General features: G+C 70.7%; 19 protein-coding genes, 1 pseudogene and 1 riboswitch. Of the genes and pseudogenes, 7 read left to right on the top strand and 13 right to left on the bottom strand.

Annotated elements, in window-relative coordinates:
• Positions 1 to 6: 6 nt before the first annotated feature.
• The 3 genes and pseudogenes from ACIQTP_RS05040 to ACIQTP_RS05030 form a co-directional block, all read right to left on the bottom strand.
• A complete protein-coding gene (locus ACIQTP_RS05040; RefSeq protein WP_403396395.1) occupies positions 7 to 2,571 on the bottom strand; it encodes an amino acid adenylation domain-containing protein in 2,565 nt (854 codons plus the stop codon).
• Entirely contained in the window at positions 2,571 to 5,033 is a 2,463-nt protein-coding gene (locus tag ACIQTP_RS05035; RefSeq protein ID WP_403396393.1) for a Pls/PosA family non-ribosomal peptide synthetase, read from the bottom strand. The genes ACIQTP_RS05040 and ACIQTP_RS05035 overlap by 1 nt, the downstream gene beginning before the upstream one ends.
• A gap of 521 nt (positions 5,034 to 5,554) precedes the next feature.
• A pseudogene (locus tag ACIQTP_RS05030) lies at positions 5,555 to 5,713 on the bottom strand (acyl-CoA thioesterase domain-containing protein); the annotation flags it as partial.
• Between the two features lie 225 nt (positions 5,714 to 5,938).
• Positions 5,939 to 6,087, top strand: a riboswitch (cobalamin riboswitch).
• Between the two features lie 34 nt (positions 6,088 to 6,121).
• Between ACIQTP_RS05030 and ACIQTP_RS05025 the strand changes: the two are divergent.
• The 4 genes from ACIQTP_RS05025 to ACIQTP_RS05010 all read left to right on the top strand — a co-directional run bounded on the left by ACIQTP_RS05025 (position 6,122) and on the right by ACIQTP_RS05010 (position 8,824).
• Complete coding sequence (locus tag ACIQTP_RS05025; RefSeq protein ID WP_351693051.1) at positions 6,122 to 6,343, top strand: CbtB-domain containing protein; 222 nt, start codon at positions 6,122 to 6,124, stop codon at positions 6,341 to 6,343.
• A 23-nt stretch (positions 6,344 to 6,366) separates the two neighbouring features.
• Positions 6,367 to 7,119 (top strand): CbtA family protein, encoded by a 753-nt coding sequence (locus ACIQTP_RS05020; RefSeq protein WP_403396390.1) that lies wholly within the window; start codon positions 6,367 to 6,369, stop codon positions 7,117 to 7,119.
• Between the two features lie 93 nt (positions 7,120 to 7,212).
• Positions 7,213 to 7,578, top strand: coding sequence for a hypothetical protein (locus tag ACIQTP_RS05015; RefSeq protein WP_403396388.1), 366 nt, complete (start codon positions 7,213 to 7,215; stop codon positions 7,576 to 7,578).
• 343 nt (positions 7,579 to 7,921) lie between these two features.
• Positions 7,922 to 8,824 (top strand): hypothetical protein, encoded by a 903-nt coding sequence (locus ACIQTP_RS05010; protein WP_403396386.1) that lies wholly within the window; start codon positions 7,922 to 7,924, stop codon positions 8,822 to 8,824.
• A 76-nt stretch (positions 8,825 to 8,900) separates the two neighbouring features.
• On the opposite strand, the gene ACIQTP_RS05005 is transcribed toward ACIQTP_RS05010, so the two are convergent.
• Positions 8,901 to 9,299, bottom strand: a complete 399-nt coding sequence (locus ACIQTP_RS05005) for a VOC family protein (RefSeq protein WP_403396383.1) — start codon at positions 9,297 to 9,299, stop codon at positions 8,901 to 8,903.
• Between the two features lie 96 nt (positions 9,300 to 9,395).
• Here ACIQTP_RS05005 and ACIQTP_RS05000 point away from each other — a divergent pair, with 96 nt between their 5' ends.
• A complete protein-coding gene (locus tag ACIQTP_RS05000; RefSeq protein WP_403396381.1) occupies positions 9,396 to 10,409 on the top strand; it encodes a helix-turn-helix transcriptional regulator in 1,014 nt (337 codons plus the stop codon).
• A gap of 57 nt (positions 10,410 to 10,466) precedes the next feature.
• Here ACIQTP_RS05000 and ACIQTP_RS04995 read toward each other — a convergent pair whose 3' ends face one another.
• Complete coding sequence (locus ACIQTP_RS04995) at positions 10,467 to 12,896, bottom strand: SpoIIE family protein phosphatase (RefSeq protein WP_403396378.1); 2,430 nt, start codon at positions 12,894 to 12,896, stop codon at positions 10,467 to 10,469.
• Between the two features lie 205 nt (positions 12,897 to 13,101).
• Here ACIQTP_RS04995 and ACIQTP_RS04990 point away from each other — a divergent pair, with 205 nt between their 5' ends.
• Entirely contained in the window at positions 13,102 to 13,860 is a 759-nt protein-coding gene (locus ACIQTP_RS04990; protein WP_403396376.1) for an IclR family transcriptional regulator, read from the top strand.
• A gap of 98 nt (positions 13,861 to 13,958) precedes the next feature.
• Positions 13,959 to 15,311, top strand: a complete 1,353-nt coding sequence (locus ACIQTP_RS04985; RefSeq protein WP_403396374.1) for a PP2C family protein-serine/threonine phosphatase — start codon at positions 13,959 to 13,961, stop codon at positions 15,309 to 15,311.
• A 23-nt stretch (positions 15,312 to 15,334) separates the two neighbouring features.
• Here the strand turns inward: ACIQTP_RS04985 and ACIQTP_RS04980 are convergent, their stop codons facing one another.
• From ACIQTP_RS04980 to ACIQTP_RS04945, 8 genes are all read right to left on the bottom strand, one after another.
• Entirely contained in the window at positions 15,335 to 16,201 is an 867-nt protein-coding gene (locus ACIQTP_RS04980) for a CAP domain-containing protein (protein ID WP_403396373.1), read from the bottom strand.
• 455 nt (positions 16,202 to 16,656) lie between these two features.
• Positions 16,657 to 17,775 (bottom strand): 1,2-phenylacetyl-CoA epoxidase subunit PaaE, encoded by a 1,119-nt coding sequence (gene paaE / locus ACIQTP_RS04975; RefSeq protein WP_403396370.1) that lies wholly within the window; start codon positions 17,773 to 17,775, stop codon positions 16,657 to 16,659.
• A complete protein-coding gene (gene paaD / locus ACIQTP_RS04970) occupies positions 17,775 to 18,329 on the bottom strand; it encodes a 1,2-phenylacetyl-CoA epoxidase subunit PaaD (RefSeq protein WP_402033450.1) in 555 nt (184 codons plus the stop codon). The genes paaE and paaD overlap by 1 nt, the downstream gene beginning before the upstream one ends.
• Positions 18,323 to 19,150, bottom strand: coding sequence for a 1,2-phenylacetyl-CoA epoxidase subunit PaaC (gene paaC / locus ACIQTP_RS04965; protein WP_403396368.1), 828 nt, complete (start codon positions 19,148 to 19,150; stop codon positions 18,323 to 18,325). The genes paaD and paaC overlap by 7 nt, the downstream gene beginning before the upstream one ends.
• A gap of 10 nt (positions 19,151 to 19,160) precedes the next feature.
• On the bottom strand, positions 19,161 to 19,463 hold the full coding sequence (gene paaB, locus ACIQTP_RS04960; RefSeq protein WP_067360480.1) for a 1,2-phenylacetyl-CoA epoxidase subunit PaaB: 303 nt from the start codon (positions 19,461 to 19,463) through the stop codon (positions 19,161 to 19,163).
• The gene (gene paaA, locus ACIQTP_RS04955) at positions 19,460 to 20,458 is read right to left on the bottom strand and encodes a 1,2-phenylacetyl-CoA epoxidase subunit PaaA (protein WP_403396365.1); all 999 of its coding nucleotides are present in this window, start codon (positions 20,456 to 20,458) and stop codon (positions 19,460 to 19,462) included. Before paaA ends, paaB begins: the two co-directional genes overlap by 4 nt.
• 161 nt (positions 20,459 to 20,619) lie before the next feature.
• The gene (locus tag ACIQTP_RS04950) at positions 20,620 to 21,495 is read right to left on the bottom strand and encodes a 3-hydroxyacyl-CoA dehydrogenase family protein (protein WP_403396362.1); all 876 of its coding nucleotides are present in this window, start codon (positions 21,493 to 21,495) and stop codon (positions 20,620 to 20,622) included.
• Complete coding sequence (locus ACIQTP_RS04945) at positions 21,492 to 22,238, bottom strand: enoyl-CoA hydratase/isomerase family protein (protein WP_403396360.1); 747 nt, start codon at positions 22,236 to 22,238, stop codon at positions 21,492 to 21,494. The genes ACIQTP_RS04950 and ACIQTP_RS04945 overlap by 4 nt, the downstream gene beginning before the upstream one ends.
• Between the last annotated feature and the right edge of the window lie 5 nt (positions 22,239 to 22,243).

Genomic DNA, 22,243 nt, shown 5'->3' with positions numbered 1-22,243 from the left:
GGTGGTTCACGAAACGGTGGAGGACGACGACGCGGCTCGGGCATCGAGCAGCCGGGCCAGGTCGGCGAGGACCGGATGGCGGGTGAGGTCTTTGAGGGACACCGCCCGGTCGAGCCGGACGGCGAGTTGGAGCGCCGTGAGCGAGGTGCCGCCCTCGTCGAAGAAGTGGGTGTTCCTGCCGATCTGGTGTTGCCGGACGCCGAGCACGGTGGCCCAGGCAGCGGCCAGGCGCTCCTCGGTCGGTGTGCGCGGTGATTCGCCGCGCCGTGCGGCCGTGGCGTCGGAGGTGCCGTGGTGGGGCTCGGTATTGCCGAATTCCCCGGCGAGCGACGCCAGGGCCTTGCGATCGACCTTGCCGTTCGCGGTCAGCGGGAGGTCCGCACGCCAGTGGAAGGCCGAGGGAAGCATGTAGCTGGGCAGCCTCCGCCGCAGGTGCTCCCGCATGGCGCTGTCCGCGAGCGGGTGCTCACCGCAGCAGAAGGCCACCAGGCTCCCGCCCCGATCGCTCTGGGCGACCGCGACGGCGCCCGCGCGCACGCCGGGAACGTTCAGCAGGACGTTCTCGACTTCCTCGATCTCGACGCGGAAGCCGCGGATCTTGACCTGACTGTCCCGGCGGCCGAGGAAGTCCAGCTTGCCGTCGGGCAGCCAGCGGCCGTAGTCGCCGCTCAGGTAGAGCCGTTCGCCGTCGTAGGGATCAGTGGTGAACGACCGGCGCGTGCGCTCGGGATCATTGACGTAGCCGCGGCCGACGCAGACTCCGGCGAAGACGATCTCACCTGGTGCGCCCAGCGGCACAAGCGACAGGTTCTCGTCGACGACGCCGACCCGCACGTTGTGCACCGGACGGCCGAGCGGGATGCGCTCGGTGTCCGGCACCCGGTCCATGACCTCGTGAGTGGTGTCGTCCGACGTTTCGGTGAGCCCGTAGGCGTTGAGGAGCCTGATCCCGGGCTGGGCGCGGAACCAGCGCTCTACGAGGTCCTTCTTCAGCGCCTCGCCGGTCACCGAGACGCACCTCAGGTCCGGCAGTGCGCGCGGGCGCTTCTCGAGAAAGGACAGCACCGCATCGAGGTACGACGGCACGGCCTGCAGGACGTTGACGTGGCCGTCGGTAACGGTGTCGAGGTAGCGCGGGATGTCCTCGATCACCTCTTGGGGAACCAGCAGCGTCCGCCCGCCGACCATGAGCGCCGCCAGCAGTTGCCACAAGGAGATGTCGAAGCACTGCGGCGCGGTCTGGGCGACGACCTGCCCGTCGTCGATTCCCAGGTCGCCGATCTTGGCGTGGATGTGGTTGACCATCCCGGCGTGTTCGCACATCGCGCCTTTGGGCTCTCCGGTGCTGCCGGAGGTGAAGTAGATGTAGGCGAGCTGGTCCAGGGCCACGTCCATGTCGAGGTTCCCGGTCTCGTGGATCTCGTCGTAAGCCGCGTCCATGAGCAGGGTCCGCACCTCGGGCAGTGCGGCGACCGCTCGGGAGAGGGCGGCGGTGCTGCCGAGCTCGGTCAGCGCGAGCCGGCATCCGGCGCGGGAGAGCGTGGTCGCGATGCGTTCGGCGGGGAAGTGCGGCTCGATGGGCAGGTAGACACACCCGGCCTTGAAGATTCCCAGGACGGCGGCCGCCCAGTCCAGGTTGCGCTCCGTCACCACCGCGATGACGTCCTCGTGCTTCGCCCCCCGCCGAAGCAGGGCCCGAGCGACGCTGTTGGCACGCTCGTTGAGCTCCGTGTACGTCCACTGCCGGGCCCCGTGCACTATGGCCACGGTGCCCGCGTGGTCCTGTGCACGCTGCTCGAACAGGGCGTGGACACAGCGATGCGCAAGCTCGCGCCGTGGTCCGGCGAGCCCGTCGAGCTGGTAGCGGATCTCCTCGGCGGACAGCAGGCTCTGCGGCCCGTGCGGGGAGCCGGGACCGGCGGCCATCAGGGTCAGGGCGGTCAGGTGGTAGCCGGCGATCCGTGCGGCACACCGGGCGTCCAGCGCATCGCGACGGTAGCGCAACCGCAGGACGGGTCCGCTGTCGGACTCCGCGAACACGACCTGCAACACGGTGCCCGCGGGGAGGTCTCGACCCGGGCCGGCACTGGAGGCGCGGACGGCGGGGAACGGTACGAACGAGGCCTCGCTCAGCGGTCCGGGCAGGCCCAGCTCACGCTCCAGGTCCTCGACCCGGGCCTGCTGGTGCGTCAGCAGGTCCTTTTCGACCCGCCGGGCCTCCTGTACCAGCGCTTGCCACGACGGGGCGTCTGTCGTCATCCTGCACGGCAGCGGCCAGGCCCCCGGCCGGGCTGTGTAGACGGTCGTGACCTCGCGCTCGCCTGACAACGCGGCCAGCACTTTGGCGTGCGCCGCCAGCAGGACCGAGCTGATCGGCACGGCCATGTCGTCGGACAGCCGACGCGCTGCCGCCATGAGGTCTTCCGGGATCGTCACCTCGTGCTCCGCAACGCCCGGCACCTGCGTGCGGGACCAGCGCGGAAGGACGGTGACACCGCCGCGGCTGAGAACGGACCGCCAGAAGTCCTCGTCGTCGGGCTGGACCACATCGACGTCGGGTGCGATGGTCATCAGCTGCACCTTCCTGCCTGGTCGCAGCCCTGATCCAGTTCCCGGGCCGGATTCCCGCCCCACCAGGAGTGCGAGGGAACGACCTCCCCTTTCATCAGGAAGGAGTCGGGGGCGAGCACCGCGCCGTCGCCCACTGTCACGCCGTAGTGGACCAGCGCACCGACACCGACCGTGCAGCCGCGGCCGAGCGTGATGCCGTCGGACTTGAAGGTGCCGTCCTCCTGCGAGTGGCACTGGATGATGCTTCCCGCGTTCAGCGCGCACGCGTCACCGATGGACACCATCGGCCGCTCGGTCACGTAGCAGCCGTCGTCGAAAACCCTGCGCCCGATCCGGACGCTCAGCAATCGCCAGATCACGTTCTTGAACGGAGTGCCGTTGAACATGCGCAGATAGGTTTCCGACGGCACCTTCCAGTAGCGCTCGCGCCACCAGAACCGGGGATCGTAGATCGAGCAGTACAGGGCGCCCGGCCGGCGCACCGCGGTGAGGACACGCTCGACCAGCACGAAGTACACCGCGGTGAAGACCAGAACAAGCACATCGGCCAGCGCGAGAGCGGCCGCGCCCAGCCGCGGGTAGGTGTCGACGGCCCCGGCGGCGAGCAGCGCGGCACCCAGAACGTAGATCCACCGCGCCAGCAGGTACCAGCCCATGGTGGCCGCGTTGTGCTTGTTCTTCGCCGCGAGCCCACGGCGGAGCTCTTCGCCGCTCGCCAGCCGGTCGAACCGACTGTCGCGCAGGACCGACCGGGGGATCTCGAAGCTGGGTGAGCCCAGCAGGCCCACGCCTTCGCGGAGCTCGCCGTCGATGGGGACCATGACCTTCGTCGCCAGAAGGCAGTTGTCGCCGGCGCGTGTCCGCGCCGGATAGGCGATGCGGTTTCCCAGGAAGCTGTGGGCCCCGATCGCTGCCCGGGAGACCCGGAACGCGGTACTGGAGAAGTCGGCGTTCACGATCGACAGGCCGTCGGCCACCATCGTTCCGCTGCCGACCGAGCTCAGGAACGGGCTCTCGTGCCGCACATCGCAACCGAAATTCGACCCCGTCTGCTCGATGGGGGAGAAGTCGTAGCCGATGCCGCGCAAATAGTGGACGATGCCGGAACTGTCACCGAACAAGCGGGTGAGGAACCGCCTGTTGGTAAGCCGCGCGACAGCTCGGTGCACCGAGTGACGCCATCCGTACAAGGGGTAGTCGCGGCCCGGTACGACCGCGCGACGGAGCACACGGGGCAGAACGCTGATGAGCAGGAGGCCGAGCGCCACACCGCCGAGGACCAGCACGGCGGCGGCCACCGCGGCATCGCGATAGAACGCGCCGCTGGTGAGGGCCGAGGGCCCCGGCTCGATGAGCATGTTGAGCTGCGGAACCGCGACCAGCAACATGACTGTGCCACCGACGACGAGCGGCACGTACAAGAACAACGCGCCCACCAACTGCAGGACACTGTGCACGGCTCTGCGGAGCGTGGCGTGCGGCATCTCGCCGACGACCTGGAAGTTCGCCTCGGTGCGCTGTGCCGGTGATCCGTGCCAGTGCTCGCCGTCGGACACGGCCTGCCCGCTGTGCAGCGACGAGGCATGGGCGAGCTGGGCTCCGTCGCCCAGCGCTGTCCGGATGTCGATCACCGTGGCCTCGCTGACGAGCACCGACTTCCCGATACTGACCGGGCCCACCTGGAGCACGCCCCCCTGGGCGCGATAGCAGGAGAAGAAGGAGTCCTTCCGGATGACGGTGCCCTCACCTATGGTGAGCAAGTCGGTGCACACAGGCACGTTGCGGGAGAGGATCACGGCTCCCCGCCCGATGTCGGCACCGAGCGCTCGGAGATAGAGCACGTACAGTGGCGAGCCGACGAACAGCACCAGCGGATCCGAACGGATCAGCGTCCTGACGATCCAGAAGCGTACGTATGTCAGTGACCAGATGCGGATCTGCCCCGGCTTCCACCGCCCGATGAGCGTCCACTTCACGAGGACGGGAAGGGCGCACAGCCCGAGGAAACCAGCGCCGCCGAACAGCACCGACCTCACATAGACATCGAACACGCCCGACCCGGCGGAGATCCACTCGTACCCCCATGCCGTGGCCACGGCCACGAGACAGGTGTAGCCGAGGAAGGCGATGGCCTGGAGGAATCCGCACAGGACGTATTCCGCCGTGCTCGCGGTCGCGTCGGTGGGCGGGCCCATGGCCTGCGAGGCCCGGGCGGGGGTCGGTGCGGGCGCCGACTGAGGGGCCGCGGGGGCCGGGACCGCAGCCGCCAGGCCTCTTATGGTGGGATGTTGATAGACCTCCTTCATCGACACCGAAGGCAGATCCGCCCTCTTCCGCAGCCGGGCGCAGAAATGCGCCATCACAAGGGAATCGGCACCCAGGTCGTCGAAGAAGTGACTGTCGACGGGCACCCGCTCGATGCACACGACCTCGGCCAGCACCTCCGCGAGAGCGTGTTCCATGTCGAGGTCTGCGGGGTGCCCGTCGTGCGACGGCGAGGTGGATCGGAGATCAGGTCTTCGAAGATCAGAGGCGAGCAATTCAGCTTCGCCGAGGCCGGGTCGGCCGCCTGCCCGGGCATGGCGGGCAGTGCTTCCGGATGCGTTTGACGTGACCTTCGATTCTGACGTCATGATCTGTATACGCAGCCCGTGCGGGAATGTATTGGATATTTGGATCTTTTCTCATGTTACGGTCATTTATCTTGCGGTGCAGATGGGGGAGCGTGTACCGGGCGCGATCTCCGTCGAGGTGGGCATGTGCGTGCCGGATCGCCCGGAGCTCGATCGACGACGGGCGTCGTCCCGGCCCCGCGGGGCGCTGCCCCGAAGCCGCTCCCGACGCACCGTGACGGCGGAACGAAGCGCGGTCCGGTATGGGGCGGACGCTGAGGACGCCGTGGTGTCCAGGCCGGTCCAGTGGCCTTCGGGTTGGCGGTGGAGGTGGACCGTCAGGTCGACACCGGGGTACATCCAGGCGGTCGTACGGCCCGGCCGGGGCGGACGGTGTCCACCCGGATCTCGCAGTCGTCGAGGGCGAGACGGCCCAGGATGTCGTAGCTGATCCGGGCCGGCACCAGGTCGGTGTCCGGCCGCGCGGCCAGGTGGCGTTCGATGGCGTGGACGACGAGGCCGCCGAGCGGACGCCCTGTCACCCGGCACGGCCCTGTGGGCCGTCGGGGTCTCCTACCTCGTCGTCTCCTTCTGGCTCACGTGCTCGCCCCGCCGCGGGGCTCGCACGCTGGGGGAGAGCGAGGCCGGCCCCGAACTCGGCTGGGGTTCGCCACCGCTGATCCGCTGTTCACTCGGGATCGGGCACCTGGTGCGAGAGGAAGATCACGCCAGGTGGGGCGGTCTTGGCCCAGCACCCGACACGCGGTACGGTCGGTGCGATATCGATGACGGCAAGACGGAAGCCGGTGGGAAACCGGCACGGTCGCGCCACTGTGAACGAGAGGCTCCAGCCTTCTGGGACCTCTCGTGAGTCAGACCCGTAGCCGTCGTCCAGTGCACCACCGAGATGGGACGCGAACTCCCGAGGAGGTCCTGCCATGGCGCAGACCGTCGCTCAGCCGACAACCACCACCCCCGCTGTTCCCGCCAAGCTGCCGCTCAAGGCGATAGCTCCGTGGGCGGTCTTCTTCGGCATTCTGATGCTCGTCCTGCTGTACTTCGTCGGTGCCGAACAGGGCGCCACCTCCGTCGTCTCCGGCTCGGACGTCCATGAGTGGGTACACGACGCCCGCCACCTTCTCGGCTTCCCCTGCCACTGAGCGAGGGGAACCCCGGTACCTCCATGAACTCCGCAACGGTAAGAAATCTGCTCGTGCGGGGCATGCTGGCCGGCCTCGGTGCCGGCCTGCTCGCCCTGGTTGCCGCCTACTTCCTCGGTGAGCCGAACGTCGACAGCGCGATCAGCTACGAGGAAGCCCACTCCCACGAGCACGAGATGGAGATCGTCTCCCGCTCCCTGCAGTCCACCGCCGGTCTCGCCACCGGCGTCCTGGTCTACGGCATCGCCTTCGGCGGCATCGCGGCGCTCGCCTTCTCCTTCGCGCTCGGCCGCGTCGGCCGCTTCAGCCCGCGGGCGACCGCACTGCTGCTGTCCGGCTGCGCGCTGCTGGCCGTGTACGTCGTGCCGTTCCTGAAGTACCCGGCCAACCCGCCGTCGGTCGGCAACCCCGACACCATCGGCAAGCGGACCACCCTGTACTTCCTGATGATGGTGCTCAGCGTGCTCCTCGCGATCGCCGCCACCATCCTGGGCAAGCGGCTGGCACCCAGGATCGGTACCTGGTACGCCACCGTCGCCGCGGTGGCCGCCTTCGCCGTCGTGATAGGTCTCGCGTATGCGTTCCTGCCGGTCATCAACGAGGTGCCGAAGGACTTCCCCGCCACCCTGCTGTGGCGGTTCCGTCTCTCCGCGCTGGCCATCCAGACCGTCCTGTGGGGCGGATTCGGCCTGGTCTTCGGCGAGTTGGCCGAGCGGTTGCTGAATCCCAAGCCGGTGACGGCCGCCGCGAGCCGACGGGTCGCCGTTCCCAGCTGACATGACCCGACACACGAGTGAGGGCCCACGGAACCATCCGGGGGCCCTCTCGCGTTGTCCGGGCGTCACCCGGGCGAGGAGCGGAGGAACCGAGTGGCCGGACGACCCCAGCCGCGCCGCATCACCCTCGGCGGCCGTGAGGCGGTCGCCCTCACGGTGGCGGAGTACGAGCAACTGATCGCCAGCCGACGGCAGATCGGTGGTCAGAGCGCTCGGGTGCGCGTGCTCGCCCACGAGGCGAAGCGGACCGCACAGCTCCTCCAGGACCTGGAGACTCTGGTCGGGGCCCCGGCGGACTGCCGCGAGCAGACCGGGAGGACGCCGACGGTGTGCTCGCCGTCATGCCTCGCCGACAAAGCCACGGAGCCGGATGCGGACGCGGACGCGGACTCGGACGCCGGCTGCCTGCGCCGCTCGATAGCGGAACTGCTGCGTCGGCACCGGGACCTGGCTTCCTGAACCGTCGCAGCCGTGCGGACCCGATCTCGTAAGTCCCGTACAGCTGGGGTGCGTTCCATGGAGGAAGTGTTCAACCCGTGAAGGATTGACGGGAGTTGTCAAAAGTTGGAAGAATCCAGCTCGCTTCGCCGCGTCTGAAGTGAGCGAAGCGACACGAGTGGCTTGGGCGACATGCCTTCCGCCGGTTTCTCCGTCGGTACTTCCGTTGGTCCGTGCGCCGGTTCTTGCATCGGGTCATCCAGTTCTGCCGTCCGCGTTCGTCACTCGTGCGCAACCACCTCCCACACTTTCGATTTCACAGAGGCTCATCTTGTCGCGTTCGCAACACCCCAGAACTCTGGCTGTGCTCGCCGCAACCGCATTCGCCACCGCCGCCGTGCCCGTGCTCGGCACGGGGGTGGCCAGTGCCACGACCGCCGGGGCGTGCGAGTCCGCCACGGTCCAGTACCGCATCGTCGGCGCCGACGGAAACGTCGTGGGCGCCGACTGGACCTCGCAGGGCGGGTTCCATCAATGGGACACCGTTCCCGGGAGCGTCCAGGTCCGGCTGGCCCCGGGCCAGACCGTCGGGGAGGGCTGCAAGTACCCCGTGTCCCTCGCCGAGTACACCACCGAGGGGCCGAACTGGTACGTCTCCGGACACCAGAGCCTGGTCGACAAGGCCACGGTCTACCTCACCGCCGACGATGTCGCCGGTGCGGACGACGCGAAGCGGACCTGGCAGAAGCTGACCGTGAAGACACCGGACTGCTACGGCCAGATCGACCTGTACGGCGATGACATCACCTACGACGGCAAGACGGGGGAGGGGCACGGCCCCGTGCCCTACGAGCCCGACAACGTCGTCACCCCCTACCACCTCATAGCGGCGTGGAACGGGGGCGAACAGCCGTGCACTCCCGGCCCGTCGGACTCGCCCACCCCGACGCCGTCGGAGTCGACCCCGACCACCCCGGCCACCCCGGGCACGCCCACGGCTCCCGCGGGTGGACAGCCTCCCGCCGAGGAGACGACCCCGCCTCCGACCAGCCCCAAGCCCACCACCACGCCTCCCACGACGCCGGACGTGCCCCCGCTGAAGTCGACACCGCCCGCCACCCCCAAGCCGTCGCCCAGCGACAGCGCGCCGCCGCTGGCGGAGACGGGTGCGAGCGCTCCGGTCGGCACCATCGCGGGCGGCGCGGCCCTGGTGGTCGCCCTCGGCGCCGGGGCGGTCTACGCCTCCCGCCGCGCACGTCGCTCATGACCACGGTGCGCGAAGCCACCTTCGTGGCGTAGCTCAGCCCCTGACAGGCCAGCCTGACGGCTCCGCCTCCGCGTCGTCAGGAAGGGAACTTCCTGACGGCGTCCGGGCTGACCGGGGTGAAGAAGTTGACGAGGTTGCCGTCGGGGTCGCGGAACAGCAGCGAACGGTTGCCCCAAGGCATGGTGGTGGGCTTGTTGACGAAGTCCTCCACGAAGCCGGTCAGGTTCTCGTACACGCCGTCCACGTCGTCGACGAGGAACTCGATGATCACGGAACGGTTGTCGGAGGGACGGGCGGCGTCAGGCGCGAACAGCGGCACGGTGCGCGTGCTTGCGATCGCGAGAGTGGCTGACGCCGTCCTGAGCTCGGCGAAGTCCTGGTGGGGCCGGCTCGCCCGCGTGCCGGTCGCGCGCTCGTAGAAGTCGGCGAGGCGTGCGACATCGCCCGTGATGACACGGATCGAGACGAAGTTCACGGTGATCTCCCGGTGAGTTCGGTGGGATTCGTACTCCCGGAGGTTAGGAGGGATAGCGGACACATTCCGCCCGGTATTGCGGAGATACTTCTGAGCATGTCCCGGCCCACAGCTCGCGTGCTCACCCTGCTGGAACTCCTGCAGTCGGGCGGCATCAGGACAGCCGCCGAACTCGCCGAGCGGCTCGACGTCGACGAACGCACCGTGCGGCGGTATGTGGACCACCTGGTCGACCTCGACGTGCCGGTCGAATCGGTGCGCGGCCGCTACGGCGGATACCGGCTCGCCCCCGGCCACCGCATGCCTCCGCTCATGCTCGGCGACGACGAAGCGCTGGCCGTGCTGCTCGGCCTGATCGCCGGTCGCCGAGCCGGGCTGCCGACGACCGCGGGCACCGCCCAGGAGACGGCCACGGCCAAGATCCGGCGGGTCCTGCCCAAGCGCCTCGCCCGAAGGCTCGACGCCGTGCTCGACTCCCTCGCCTTCACCGCTCCGCCCGACCAGGCAGCCGCACCGGAGAGCACGGTCCTGCTCTCGATCGCCGACGCGATCCGCCATCGCCGGCCGGTCTCGATCCGGTACACCGCCGGAGACGGCAGGCACAGCGTTCGCACGGTGCACCCGTACGGGCTCGTCGTCCACTCGGGCCGGTGGTACGTAACCGGTGCGGAGCCCGAGAGCGGCGAGGACCGCACGTTCCGGCTCGACCGCATCGCGGACGCGAGGTCCCTGCCCGGCTCCTTCGAAGCGCCCGCTGGTCTCGATCCGGCGCAGCGCGTTCTGTCGGGATTCGCCGAGGCTCCGTACCGGCACGAAGTGATCCTGCGGATCCGGGGGACGGTCGAGCAGATCCGCGTCCGGCTGCCGGCAAGCGTCGCGATCGTCGAGGAGCCGTCGGCAGCGGGCCGCGAGGACGGTGATTCCGAGCGCTGGTTGCGTGTCCGGTTGCGTGTGGAACGGCTCGACTGGTTGCCTCCGGTGCTCGCGTCGCTCGATCGGCCCTTCGTGATCGAGCGACCGGACGAGCTCCGCGACCTCGTCGTGGCGCTCGCCGACCGGCTCGTGAACTCCGCACGGCGGCGCCCGCCCGACGTACGACCGGTGCCGTGAGCCCGCCACGACCGCCACGACCGCCACGGTCGGTGCCGGCACGAGGACGTCCTGGTGTCAGGCGGGCAGTGGCTGTTCGGCCCAGATGGTCTTGCCGGTGGGGGTCTGGCGACTGCCCCAGCGTTCGGCGACCTGGGCCACCAGCAGCAGTCCGCGCCCGCCCTCGTCGAAGACGCGGGCCCGGCGCAGGTGCGGGGCGGTGCTGCTGCCGTCGGAGACCTCGCAGATGAGTGTGGAGTCGCGGATGAGGCGCAGCTGGATAGGCGCCTCGCCGTAGCGGATGGCGTTGGTGACCAGTTCGCTGACGATCAGTTCGGTGGCGAACGCCGTCTCATCCAGCCCCCAGGCGGCCACCTGTTCGCCCGCCACCTTGCGGGCCCCGGCGACGGCCGCGGGGTCCCGCGGCAGGTGCCAGGTCCGCACCTGCCGGGCGTCGAGCGCGGAGGTACGGGCCAGGAGCAGGACGGTGTCGTCGGCGGGCCGGCCGGTCAGCACGGTGTCCAGCACCTGGTCACAGGTCTCCTCCAGCGTTTCGGCCGGGCTGCTCAGCGCCCGGCGCAGCAGCTCGAGCCCGACGTCGATGTCCCGGTCTGCGGCTTCGACCAGGCCGTCGGTGTAGAGAGCGAGCAGGCTGCCCTCGCCCAGTTGCACCTCGGTGGACTCGTACGGCAGGCCGCCGAGACCGAGCGGCGGACCGGCGGGCAGGTCCAGGAACCGTACGGTGCCGTCGGGGCTGACCAGGGCGGGCGGCGGGTGCCCGGCGCGGGCCAGGGTGCAGCGGCGGGACGCGGGGTCGTACACGGCGTACAGGCAGGTGGCCCCGATCTCCCCCGACGTCTCCTCCGCCCGTCCGCGCGCCTCCGGACCCTCCTCCCGGTCGAGCCTGATGACGAGATCGTCGAGCTGGGTGAGCAACTCGTCGGGGGCGAGGTCGACGTCAGCGAGCGTCCGTACGGCGGTCCGCAGGCGCCCCATCGTGGCGGAGGCCTGAATGCCGTGGCCCACCACATCGCCCACGACCAGGGCGACCCGAGCACCGGACAGCGGGATCGCGTCGAACCAGTCCCCTCCGACGTCCGCGCCGGAGCCGGCCGGGAGATAGCGGTAGGCGACCTCCACTGCCGTGAGAGCCGGTGGCCGCTCGGGCAGCAGACTGCGCTGGAGTGCCAGCGCCGTGCGGCGTTCACGGGTGTAGCGGCGGGCGTTGTCCACGCTGACCGCGGCCCTGGCGGCGATCTCCTCCGCGAGCAGCAGATCGTCCTCGCCGAAGAACTCCGGCGTCCGGTGCCGCAGGAAGTGCACCATGCCCAGCGTCACGCCCCGGGCCCGCAGCGGGACCATCATCACCGAGTGGATCAGGTACTTGCCCACGGTCTCGGCGCGGGCCGGGGAGGATTCGACCCACGCCCGCAGCGCCGGATCGTCCGACCGATGCCGGGTGCCCCGGCCGCTGACCAGCGCCAGCACCGGCAGCGAATCCGCCGGGTAGAGAGTGGTGCCGCCCGAGGCGACCACCGACTCCGGGCAGCCCCTCAGCACCGACCGCTGCGCGGCGCGGCGGACCGTGACCGGCTCGCCGGGCGGCACCGACTGGGGCTCCTCACCCTGCGCCACGGATTCCAGCAGGTCCACGGTGACGAAGTCGGCGAACCCGGTCACAGCCACCTCGGCCAGCTCCTCGGCCGTTCGGGTCACGTCCAAGGTGCTGCCGATGCGCAGGCTCGCGTCGTTGAGCACGGCCAGGCGCTGTCGGGCCCAGTACTGCTCGGTGGTGTCGAACACGGCCGCCGACAGACCGTGCACCCTGCCGTTCTCGTCCTTCAACGGCGACAAGAACAACGACCACGCATGCTCCCTTGTCTCGCCGGGAGCCTGGCCGTGCTGCTCATGAAAGATCATCTGACCGGTGCGCAGCACCTCCCGCTGGAGGCGGTCGTACTCGTCGAAGGGCCAGCTCGGCTCGATCTCCGACAGCGTCAGGCCCCGCATCTCCTTCTCGGTCCTGCCCATCACCCGCGTCATGACCTCGTTGGCGGCCACGAGCCGCGCCTCGAGGTCGTAGACCGCCACCGGCAGCGGGAGCTGCGCCAGCGTGCGGCCCCACATCGCGGCCGCGTTCGGGTCGGACGGTCCGGCAGGGTTCGTCAGGGCCGCGCCGGTCACGAGCCAGAGCCTCCGGCGCGCCGCGTCCACCAGCGGCGCGCCCCGCAGCCGCACCACGACACGACCCCCCTCCCGGTGCCGAAGCGCCACCTCGGTGGCCCACTGGCGCCCGTCGGCGATGCGGCGCCGCGCGGCGGCGGGCAGGTCGGCGGCGAGCAGGTCGGTGGCGCGGCGGCCCACGATCTCTTCGGGTTCGTAGCCGAGCAGCTGCGTGGCTCCGCCACTCCACACCATGACCGATCCCCGGGCGTCGACTACGACCGCGGAGTCCTCCGGCACGGGCGTCGGCACCGTTCCTCCGGATGCGACGTGCTCGCTGTCCATGGGTTCTTACCCTCGTCCTCGCCTCGGCAGAGCCCGGAGGAGCGCCCGGAGGGAACCAGGCGCGCGTCGCGGGCGTCCTCTCCAGCCTCCCGCCGCGCCGTTCCGCCCTCAAGCCAGGGCATCGGCCGTACGCCGGATCCCTGCGCGGAGTCGGGTGGGGCGGTGCCGCCTTGCTCGTGCGGCGTGTCCGGCGCAGGCTGGTCGTATGGGTGTTCGTGACGGCCCCACGCTGATCACGTCCGTGCAGCGGGCGTTTCGTCTGCTGGAGGCGGTGGGCGCACACGAGAACGGTGTGCCGGCCAAGCAGCTGGCGCGGGAGACGGGGCTGCCCCTCGCCACGGCGTATCACCTGCTGCGGACAATGGTGCACGACGGGTATGTGCGGAAGCTGGACGACGGCGGCTTCGTGCTGGGGGACAAGGTGCAGTCACTGCACAGTACGGGGCGCGGGCAGGCGTTGCTGGGGCGGGTGCGTCCCACGCTGGCGGCATTGCGGGACGGCGTGGCGGCCGCCGCGTATCTCACCTTCTACGAGGAGGGCGAGATCCGGGTCGCGGAGATCGTCGACGGTCCCCGGGCGCCGCGGGTGGATCTGTGGGTGGGGTTCGAGGACGCTGGGCACGCGACCGCGCTGGGCAAGTGTGTGCTGCGGGAGCTGGACGACGAGTCGCGCGAGGAGTACCTCTCGCGGCATTCCCTGGCGGATCTCACGCCGCGGACGATCACGAGTCCATTGGAGCTGTTGCGGCGGCTGGACTCCTCGCCGATGGATCCGGCCGTCACGGATCTGGAGGAGTACGCGCTGGGCACGGTGTGTGTCGCGGTGCCGGTGTACAGCGGGGAGACGCTCGGCTCGCTCGGAGTCTCGCTGCCGGTGAACCGCCTCTCCCGGCTCGAGGAGGTTCTGGAGCGGCTGATCCCGACCGCGAACCGCGTGACCAGGAGCCTGTCGCTCACTATCTGAAATCCCTGTCCTTGTCGCGTCCGAGTCGAACCCGTTTCCTGGATGAAACAGACATTTCCGGAGTGCGGGCGACGCACGGTGAGGACTGCGGACGAAACATGAGTCAGGCCCGAGACCACGGTGGCGCCCCCTGGCCGATAGAGCCGTTCAGGAACCGCGTGGCCGGTCCCGGGGCATCGGCCCGGACACGTGCCGCCGCACACCTGGCCTCCGGCACGCCCGTACTGTCCGTGCTGATCGTTCTCGTCGTCGTGCTCGTCGACCTCTTCGGTGGAGCGGGCATGATCTGGCTCTCCCTGCTCGTGGCCGGGCCCGCGCTGGCCGCCACCACCAGCGGGCCGCGAGGGGTCTTCTGCGTCGGTCTCCTCGCCGCGGTGCTGGGTGCCGCGCTCGGGATCCGGGACGGTATGCCGGGCCGCGAAGTGGCGGCCGTGCTGTCCGCGCTGGCGGCCGTCACTCTCGCGAGTGGCCTGTCCGGCGCGCTGCGGGGGCGTCGTGAGCGGGTGCTCGCTGCCGTCCGCTCGGTCGCGGAGGCCGCCCAGCACGCACTGCTCAGGCCGGTACCGGCGACCGTCGGGCCGTTTCAGGTGGCCGTCCGCTACAGCGCGGCGGCGGCGGAGGCCCGTATCGGCGGGGATCTCTATGCGCTGCTGCCCACTCCGTACGGCGTCAGGCTGATCGTCGGGGATGTGCGCGGCAAGGGGCTGCCGGCCGTGAGTACCGCCGCACTCGTCCTGGGCGTCTTCCGGGAGGCCGCCTACGACGAGCCCGACCTCCTCGCCGTCGTCGCCAGGATCGAGCGGAGCCTGGCGCGCAACCTCGGTACCGACGACTTCGTCACCGCCGTGGTGGCCGGATACCCGCAGGCAGGGCATCTCGAGGTGGTGAACTGCGGGCACGCGCCGCCGCTGCTGGTGCGTGCGTCCGGGGACGTCGTGCCGGTGGATCCCACCCATCCCGCCCCGCCGCTCGGGCTGCGCGCTCTCACGGGCGAGACTCCCAGCCTTCAGGTGCTGCCCTTCGCCGACGGGGATCAGCTGCTGCTCTACACCGACGGGGTCACCGAGGCCCGCAACCACCACCGTGAGTTCTACCCGCTCGCCGAGGGACTGGCGCGCCACTTGTGCGACGAGCCGGCGCGCACCCTCACCGCGCTGCACGACGAACTGCTGGCGCATGTGGGCGGCCGACTGCACGACGACGCGGCGCTGCTCCTGCTCCACAAGCCGGCGGTTGCCGACCCGGTGGTTGCCGACCCGGTGGTTGCCGACCCGGCCGCTCCCTATCCGGCCGTTCCCGAACCGTCGTCCGGGGCCGGTCGCGGCGGCTGCCCCGGCGCCGTCCCGTCCTGGGGCAGCCGAATCCGGTTCGCCGAGCGGGTCGGCGAAACGGCGGACCAGGGTGTTCCGCTCGGCTCCTTCACGCCGTGCGGCGGCAACGGGGGAGGCTGACGGAGGCCGCCGCGAGGCGTAGGTCAGCGGGCCGTGCCGAAGTCCTGCGTCCAGTAGCTGCCGGGCTGTGCGAGTCCTACGCCGATGTCCTTGAAACCGCAGTCCAGGATGTTGCGCTTGTGGCCGGGACTGGACATCCAGCCCGCCATGACCTCCTCGGGGGTGGAGTATCCGAACGCGACGTTCTCGCCGTACGCACTCCAGCTGTAGCCGGCAGTCGTGATCCGTTGACCGGGATCCGAACCGTCGGAGCCCGTGTGCGACATGTTCTGGTGGCTCGCCATGTCCGCGCTGTGATCCTGGGCGGCCTTCGAGAGCTTCGCGTTCAGGGTCAGCGGGGAGCAGCCGACCTTGCCGCGCTCACTGTTGACCAGCGCCAGGACACGGGCCACGGCGGCGGATGCCGGGGCCTTCGTGGCCGCGGTGCTCGGGGACGCGCTGGCGGGTGCCTCGGGTGCGGAGGGTGCCGTCGAGGCGGGAGCCTCCGGTGCGGCGGGTGCCGTGGAGGCGGGAGCCTCCGGTGCGGCGGGAGTCGTGGAGGCGGGAGCCTCCGGTGCGGCGGGAGTCGTGGAGGCGGGAGCCTCGGACGCCTCGGGCGCGGCGGGCTCCGTCGTGGCCGGCGCTTCAGGTGCGGCGGGCGCGGTGGTGGCCTGCGAGGTCGGCTCCTGGGTCCGCGGGGTCCAGCCGCCGCCCTTCCACCGCTCCTGCAGGGACGCGTTCTGCCAGTTCTGCCAGTTCTTCCAGCCCTGCCACTGACTGGAGGACTTGGCGCCTGGGGCGCTCTGGTCGTTCATACAGGCCATGGCGGCGGTCGGTACTGCCAGCGCGCTGAGCACGACGGCAGCGATGGTGATCTGCCGGTGGCGCGTCTTCCTGCGGTGCTTGCTCATGCGGGCCTCGCTCGGTCGTCGCGGGGGCGCCACCGGTGGGCCGGCTCCGCACGGACACTGTGCCTGAGCTGTGGTGACGCCGTTTCGGGCGCCATTGTTAAAAGCTGCGTGAGTAAGCGGCAACGAGCGCCACTACTACCCGGCCTCGTAGACCCCGAACGTCCTTGAATCGGGCGCATGGGTGTGCAGACCCGGCTGACCGGAGCGCGGCATGACCTGACGATCCGTCAGGATGCTTCATGTGCCCGGAGGGCGACGTGTCGCGACCGCGTTTGGCATATGCCAGAGGAACATGCGCGTGTATGTCGGATTGCGGGTGGCAAGTCTGGCTATATCGCCCAGGCGCCATGTACTACCGCACCACGTTGATACGGGAACTCGGCGTGACGGATGTCACGCCGAGCTGCCGCAACCATTCCCGAGGATGGAGATGGCGATGGTGATGGACGACCGCGTCAGCTGTCGTAGTCGACGGCGAGCGTCTCCGTGACCGGGAACGACTGGCAGGTAAGGACATACCCCGCGTCGACCTCGGCGGGTTCGAGGGCGAAGTTGCGGCGCATGTCGGCCTTGCCGTCGGTGACCAGGGCCCGGCAGGTACCGCACACGCCGCCCTTGCAGGCGAAGGGCAGGTCGGGGCGGGTCTTCTGGGCGCCGTCGAGGATGCTCCGGCCGCGGGGCAGGGCGGCGGTCGTGGAGCGGCCGTCGAGCGTGATGGTGACCTCGCTGACCGGGCCCTCGGTGGCCGTGTCCTGGTGGTGCACCTCCCGCACGGGCTCGTCGTCGGCGTAGAAGAGCTCCTGGTGGACCCGGTCGTCCGGCACGTCGAGCCCGGCCAGCACCCGCTGGGCGTCGCGGACCATGCCGTGCGGGCCGCACAGCCACCAGTGGTCCGCCCCCGCCACGTCGACCAGCGAGCCGACGAGCGCCGACAGCCGCTCGGCGTCCAGCCGGCCGGAGAGCACCTCGGCCTCGCGGGGCTCGCGGGAGAGGACGTGGGCGAGCTGGAACCGGGCCGGGTAGAGGTCCTTCAGGTCGGCCAGTTCGTCGGCGAACATCACGGTGTCGGTGCGCCGGTTGCCGTAGAACAGAGTGACCGTCGAGCGGGAGTCCGCGGCCAGGACCGACTCGGCGATGGACAGCATGGGGGTGATGCCGGAGCCCGCCGCGATCAGCACATGATGGCCGGGGGTGGTGAGGTCGGGTGTGAAGGCGCCGGTCGGGGCCATGACCTCGACCGTGTCTCCGGGGCGCACCTCCCGCACCAGCCATGCGGAGAACAGGCCACCCGGCACCACCCGCACCCCGATGCGCGGCACCGATCCGGCCGGAGAGCAGATCGAGTACGAACGGCGCTCGTCACGGCCGTCGATCTCGCGCCGCAGGGTGAGCGACTGCCCCGGAGCGAAGGCGAACTCCTCGGCCAGCTCCGCCGGGATGTCGAAGCTGACCGTGGCCGCGTCCTCGCACAGGGGTTGCACGGCGGCGACCCGCAGGGAGTGGAAGGCCGGCCGACGGCGGGTGCGCGGGCGCACCGCCGGGGCGGGGGCGGCCGACTCCATCAGGTCGTCCATCAGATCTCCTTGACGTACTCGAACGGTTCCAGGCAGGCGCGGCAGCGCCAGAGCGCCTTGCAGGACGTGGCGGCGAAGCGGGACGTCTCCTCCGTGTCCGCCGAGCCGCAGCGCGGGCAGGGCACGGCGGCCCGCCGGGATGGGGGTCCCCCCGCGCGAGCGGAGCCGAGCGTGGGGGAGGTCAGTACGAGCGGCACCGGTCCGGCCGGGTGGCGAGGCGCGGCGCCGGGCGGGGCGATCCCGTGTTCGGTGAGCTTGCGGCGGCCCGCCGGGGTGATCCAGTCGCTGGTCCACGGCGGGTCGAGGACGGTACGGATCTCGACGCGCTCGTATCCGGCGGCGGCAAGTCGTGCGGCCACGTCGGCACGCATCTCCGCCATCGCCGGGCAGCCGGAGTAGGTCGGCGTGAGGCTCGCGACGACCGTGCCGTCGGGGGCGAGCGACACCTCGCGCAGCACGCCCAGGTCGGCGAGGGTGAGCATGGGCAGTTCGGGGTCGGGCACCTGTTCGGCGATGTGCCGGGCCCGTCGCACGTCGGTCAGGACGGTCACCATGTCGCCTCCGGGTGGGCGCGGGCCACGCTCTGCAACTCGGCCAGCAGGGGCGCCAGATGCTCGGTGTGCTCGCCCGTGCGTCCGGAGCCGGGCAGTGGCCGGTACACGGGCATGGGCAGTCCGCCCGCCTCGGTCACCTGACGCAGCACGGCGACGACCTCGTCGCGTACGTCGTAGGCCGTGAACAACTCGCCCAGGTACGGGGCGACCCCCTCCAGGGCCGTACGCATCCTGCGGTGGGACTCCGCCGTGCCGTCGCCGAGTCGCACGGCCCACTCGGCCGCGTACTGGCGGTGGTAGGTCAGTTCCTTGACGCCCTTCGCGGCGATGGCGGAGAGCACAGGGTCGGGGTGCGCGGCGAGCCGCCCGAAGTGCGCGAGCCGCCAGCTGGACAGTGCCAGAAGCCGCACGACGGAGAACGCGAAGTCCCCGTTCGGGAGTTCGGCCAGGCGTACGTTGCGGAAGTCGTCGGCGTCGCGGAAGTAGGCGTACGCGTCCTCGTCGCGGCCCGTGCCGTCCACCTGGCCGGCCCGCGCGTAGAGCAGGCGGGCCTGGCCGAGCAGGTCGAGGCCGATGTTGGCGAGCGCCACCTCCTCCTCCAACTCGGGGGCACGGGTGGTCCACTCGGCCAGTCGCTGGGCGCACACGAGCGCGTCGTCGGCGAGCGCGACGCAGGAGGCCGCCAGCTCCCCGGCGTCCAGCCCGTCCGGCACGGTGGTGTCGATCCCGTGCAGAGGGTCCTCGAAGCCGGTGCCGTACGCCCAGCGGGTGTCGTCCTCGTGTCCCTCGGCGAGGGTCAGGTAGACGTGGTCGTCACTCATGCCCTGCTCCTCAGATGTGTGGGACGTCGTCGGGGATGTCGTAGAACGTCGGGTGGCGGTAGACCTTGTCGGCGCTCGGCGCGAAGAACGGGTCCTTCTCGTCGCGGGTGGAGGCGGCGATGTGCTCCGAGCGCACCACCCAGATGCTCACGCCCTCGTTGCGACGCGTGTACAGATCGCGGGCGTGGGTCAGGGCCATCGCGTCGTCGGCGGCGTGCAACGAGCCGACGTGTACGTGGTTCAGCCCGCGCTTGCCGCGTACGAACACCTCGTACAGCGGCCAGCCGTCCTTCTTGCCGTCGATGTCGTTCATGCCGCCGCTTCCTTCCGGGCTCGCTCGCTCTGCTTGGCCGCGTGGGCGGTGGCCGCCTCACGGACCCAGGCGCCCTCCTCGTGGGCCGTCCGCCGCCGGGAGATCCGCTCGGCGTTGCACGGTCCGTCGCCCTTGATGACCCGCATCAGCTCGTCCCAGTCCGGGGTGCCGAAGTCGTGGTGTCCGCGCTCCTCGTTCCAGCGCAGCTCGGGGTCGGGCAGGACCACGCCCAGCTTCTCGGCCTGCGGGACGGTCATGTCCACGAAACGCCGGCGCAGTTCGTCGTTGCTGTGGCGCTTGATCTTCCAGGCCATGGACTGGGCCGAGTTGGGGGAGTTGTCGTCGGGCGGGCCGAACATCATCAGTGAGGGCCACCACCAGCGGTCCACCGCGTCCTGGACCATCGCCCGCTGGGCGTCGGTGCCGCGCATCATGGTCAGCAGCAGCTCGTACCCCTGGCGCTGGTGGAACGACTCCTCCTTGCAGATCCGCACCATGGCGCGCGCGTACGGACCGTAGGAACTCCTGCACAGCGGCACCTGGTTGCAGATCGCCGCGCCGTCGACGAACCAGCCGATCACACCGACGTCGGCGAAGCTCAGGGTGGGGTAGTTGAAGATCGACGAGTACTTCTGGCGGCCCTCGATCAGTCGCTCGGTGAGGTCGGCGCGGTCGGCGCCCAGGGTCTCGGCCGCCGAGTACAGATAGAGCCCGTGCCCGGCCTCGTCCTGGACCTTCGCGAACAGGATGGCCTTGCGGCGCAGCGAGGGCGCGCGGGTGATCCACTCACCCTCCGGCTGCATGCCGATGATCTCCGAGTGCGCGTGCTGCGCGATCTGCCGGATCAGCGTCTTGCGGTAGCCCTCGGGCATCCAGTCGCGCGGCTCGACCCGCTGGTCACGCGCGACGGTCGCGTCGAAGTGCTCCTGGAGCCGCTCTTCGGCCGCCGGCCCGACGCCGTCGGCGCCGGTGGCGGCGGAGTGTGTCGTGGTCATCGATACCAGCTTCCCTACCGACCATTCGTTCGGTTTCAGTGTGACGGTTTTCGTCCGGCCGGGCAAGACCTTCGTCCGGCCGGACAGGGCCCGGGGCCGGGCACGGGACCAGAACCCGGGACCAGGGCGCCGGATCCGGGGCCAAGGCGCGGCCGGGGCCCTCACGGCCAGGTGTAGAAACCCTGCCCAGTCTTCCGCCCCAGCTCGCCGCGCGCGACCTTGTCACGCAGCAGCCGCGGCGGCGCGAAGCGCTCCCCGAGCGTGGCGTGCAGGTGCTCGGCGATGGCGAGGCGTACGTCCAGTCCGACCAGGTCGGTCAGGCGCAGCGGGCCCATGGGGTGCTTGTAGCCGAGGCTCATCGCGTCGTCGATGGCCGCCGGCCCGGCGACCCCCTCCTCGACCATGCGGATCGCCTCGAGGCCCAGCGCCACGCCGAGGCGGCTGCTGGCGAACCCGGGGGAGTCCTTGACGACGACGTCCTTCTTGCCGAGGGCGTGCGTCCAGGCGAGCGCCAGCCCTACCGTCGCGTCCTCGGTCTCCGGGGCGACGACGATCTCGACCAGCTCGGAGGCCGGTACCGGATTGAAGAAGTGCATGCCGAGGAAGCGCCCGGGGCGGGAGAGGGCCGACGCGAGGTCGGTGACCGACAGGGAGCTGGTGTTGCTGGCGAGGACGGTCGCCGGACTCAGGGCCCGCTCGGCGGCGGCGAGCAGCCGGGCCTTGAGCGAGGCGTCCTCGGGGACGGCCTCGATGACGAGATCGGACGTCCGCGGCAGCTCGTCGACCGAGCCCACGACGGAGACCCGGCCGAGCACGTCCTGGGCGGGCGCGTCGAGCCTGCCGCGCTCGGCGGCCCGCTTCAGCCCGGTGGCGACCCGCTCCAGTGCGGCGGCCGCGGCGTGCTCGCCGCTCTCCACGACGGTCACGGACGAGCCCGCGGCCGCGAACGACTGGGCGATACCGGCCCCCATCCGGCCGCCGCCGATGACGCCGACGACGGAGGGTGCGGACGCGGTGCCTGTCGCGGCGGTGTTCATGCCCTGCTCCTCTTCTCCAGGAAGCGAGTCATCCGCTCCCGCTTGTCCTGTCCCTCGAACAGCACGGCCTGCGCCAGGTCGTCGGCGATCGGATGGGCGCCCGGCGAGTCGACCACGAGCTTGGTCAGGCGCAGGGCCGCGGCCGAGAAGCGGGCCATCCGGTCCAGCAGCGTGTGCGCCTCGTCGAGGAGCCGGTCGGCCGGTACGACATCGATGACCAGACCGGCCGCCAGCGCCGCCCGTGCGTCCAGGTTCCGTCCGGCGAGCAGCACCTGCTTGGCCACGGACTCGCCGACCAGCTCGGGCAGCCGCCAGCAGGCCCCGGCCGCGGCGAGGATGCCGAGCCCCGGCTCGGGGTTGCCGAACACCGCGTCCGGTCCCGCGATGCGCAGATCGCAGGCGTACGAGAGTTCGGCGCCGCCGCCCAGCGCCCAGCCGTCGACGGCGGCGAGGGTCGGCATGGGCAGTCTGCGCACCCGCTCGAACAGGCGGCTGTTGATGCCCTGAAGGGCTTCGTCACGGCCGCGTCGCAGCAGCTCCGCGATGTCGGCGCCGCCCGCGAAGACACCGCCGTGCCCGGTCAGCAGCAGGAGCTTCGGGTCACGTTCCAGCAGGTCGCACACGGCGTGCAGTTCGCGGATCATCAGCCCGCTGATGGCGTTGCGGGCCTCGGGGCGGTGCAGGGTGACGACGACCCGGTCGTCGCGCTCCTCGACCAGCAACGTCTCGTACATGCCGCTCATACGCG

The organism is Streptomyces sp. NPDC090798 (genome assembly GCF_044768965.1).
Lineage (GTDB): Bacteria > Actinomycetota > Actinomycetes > Streptomycetales > Streptomycetaceae > Streptomyces.
This window is presented reverse-complemented; position numbering and strand designations above follow the sequence as displayed.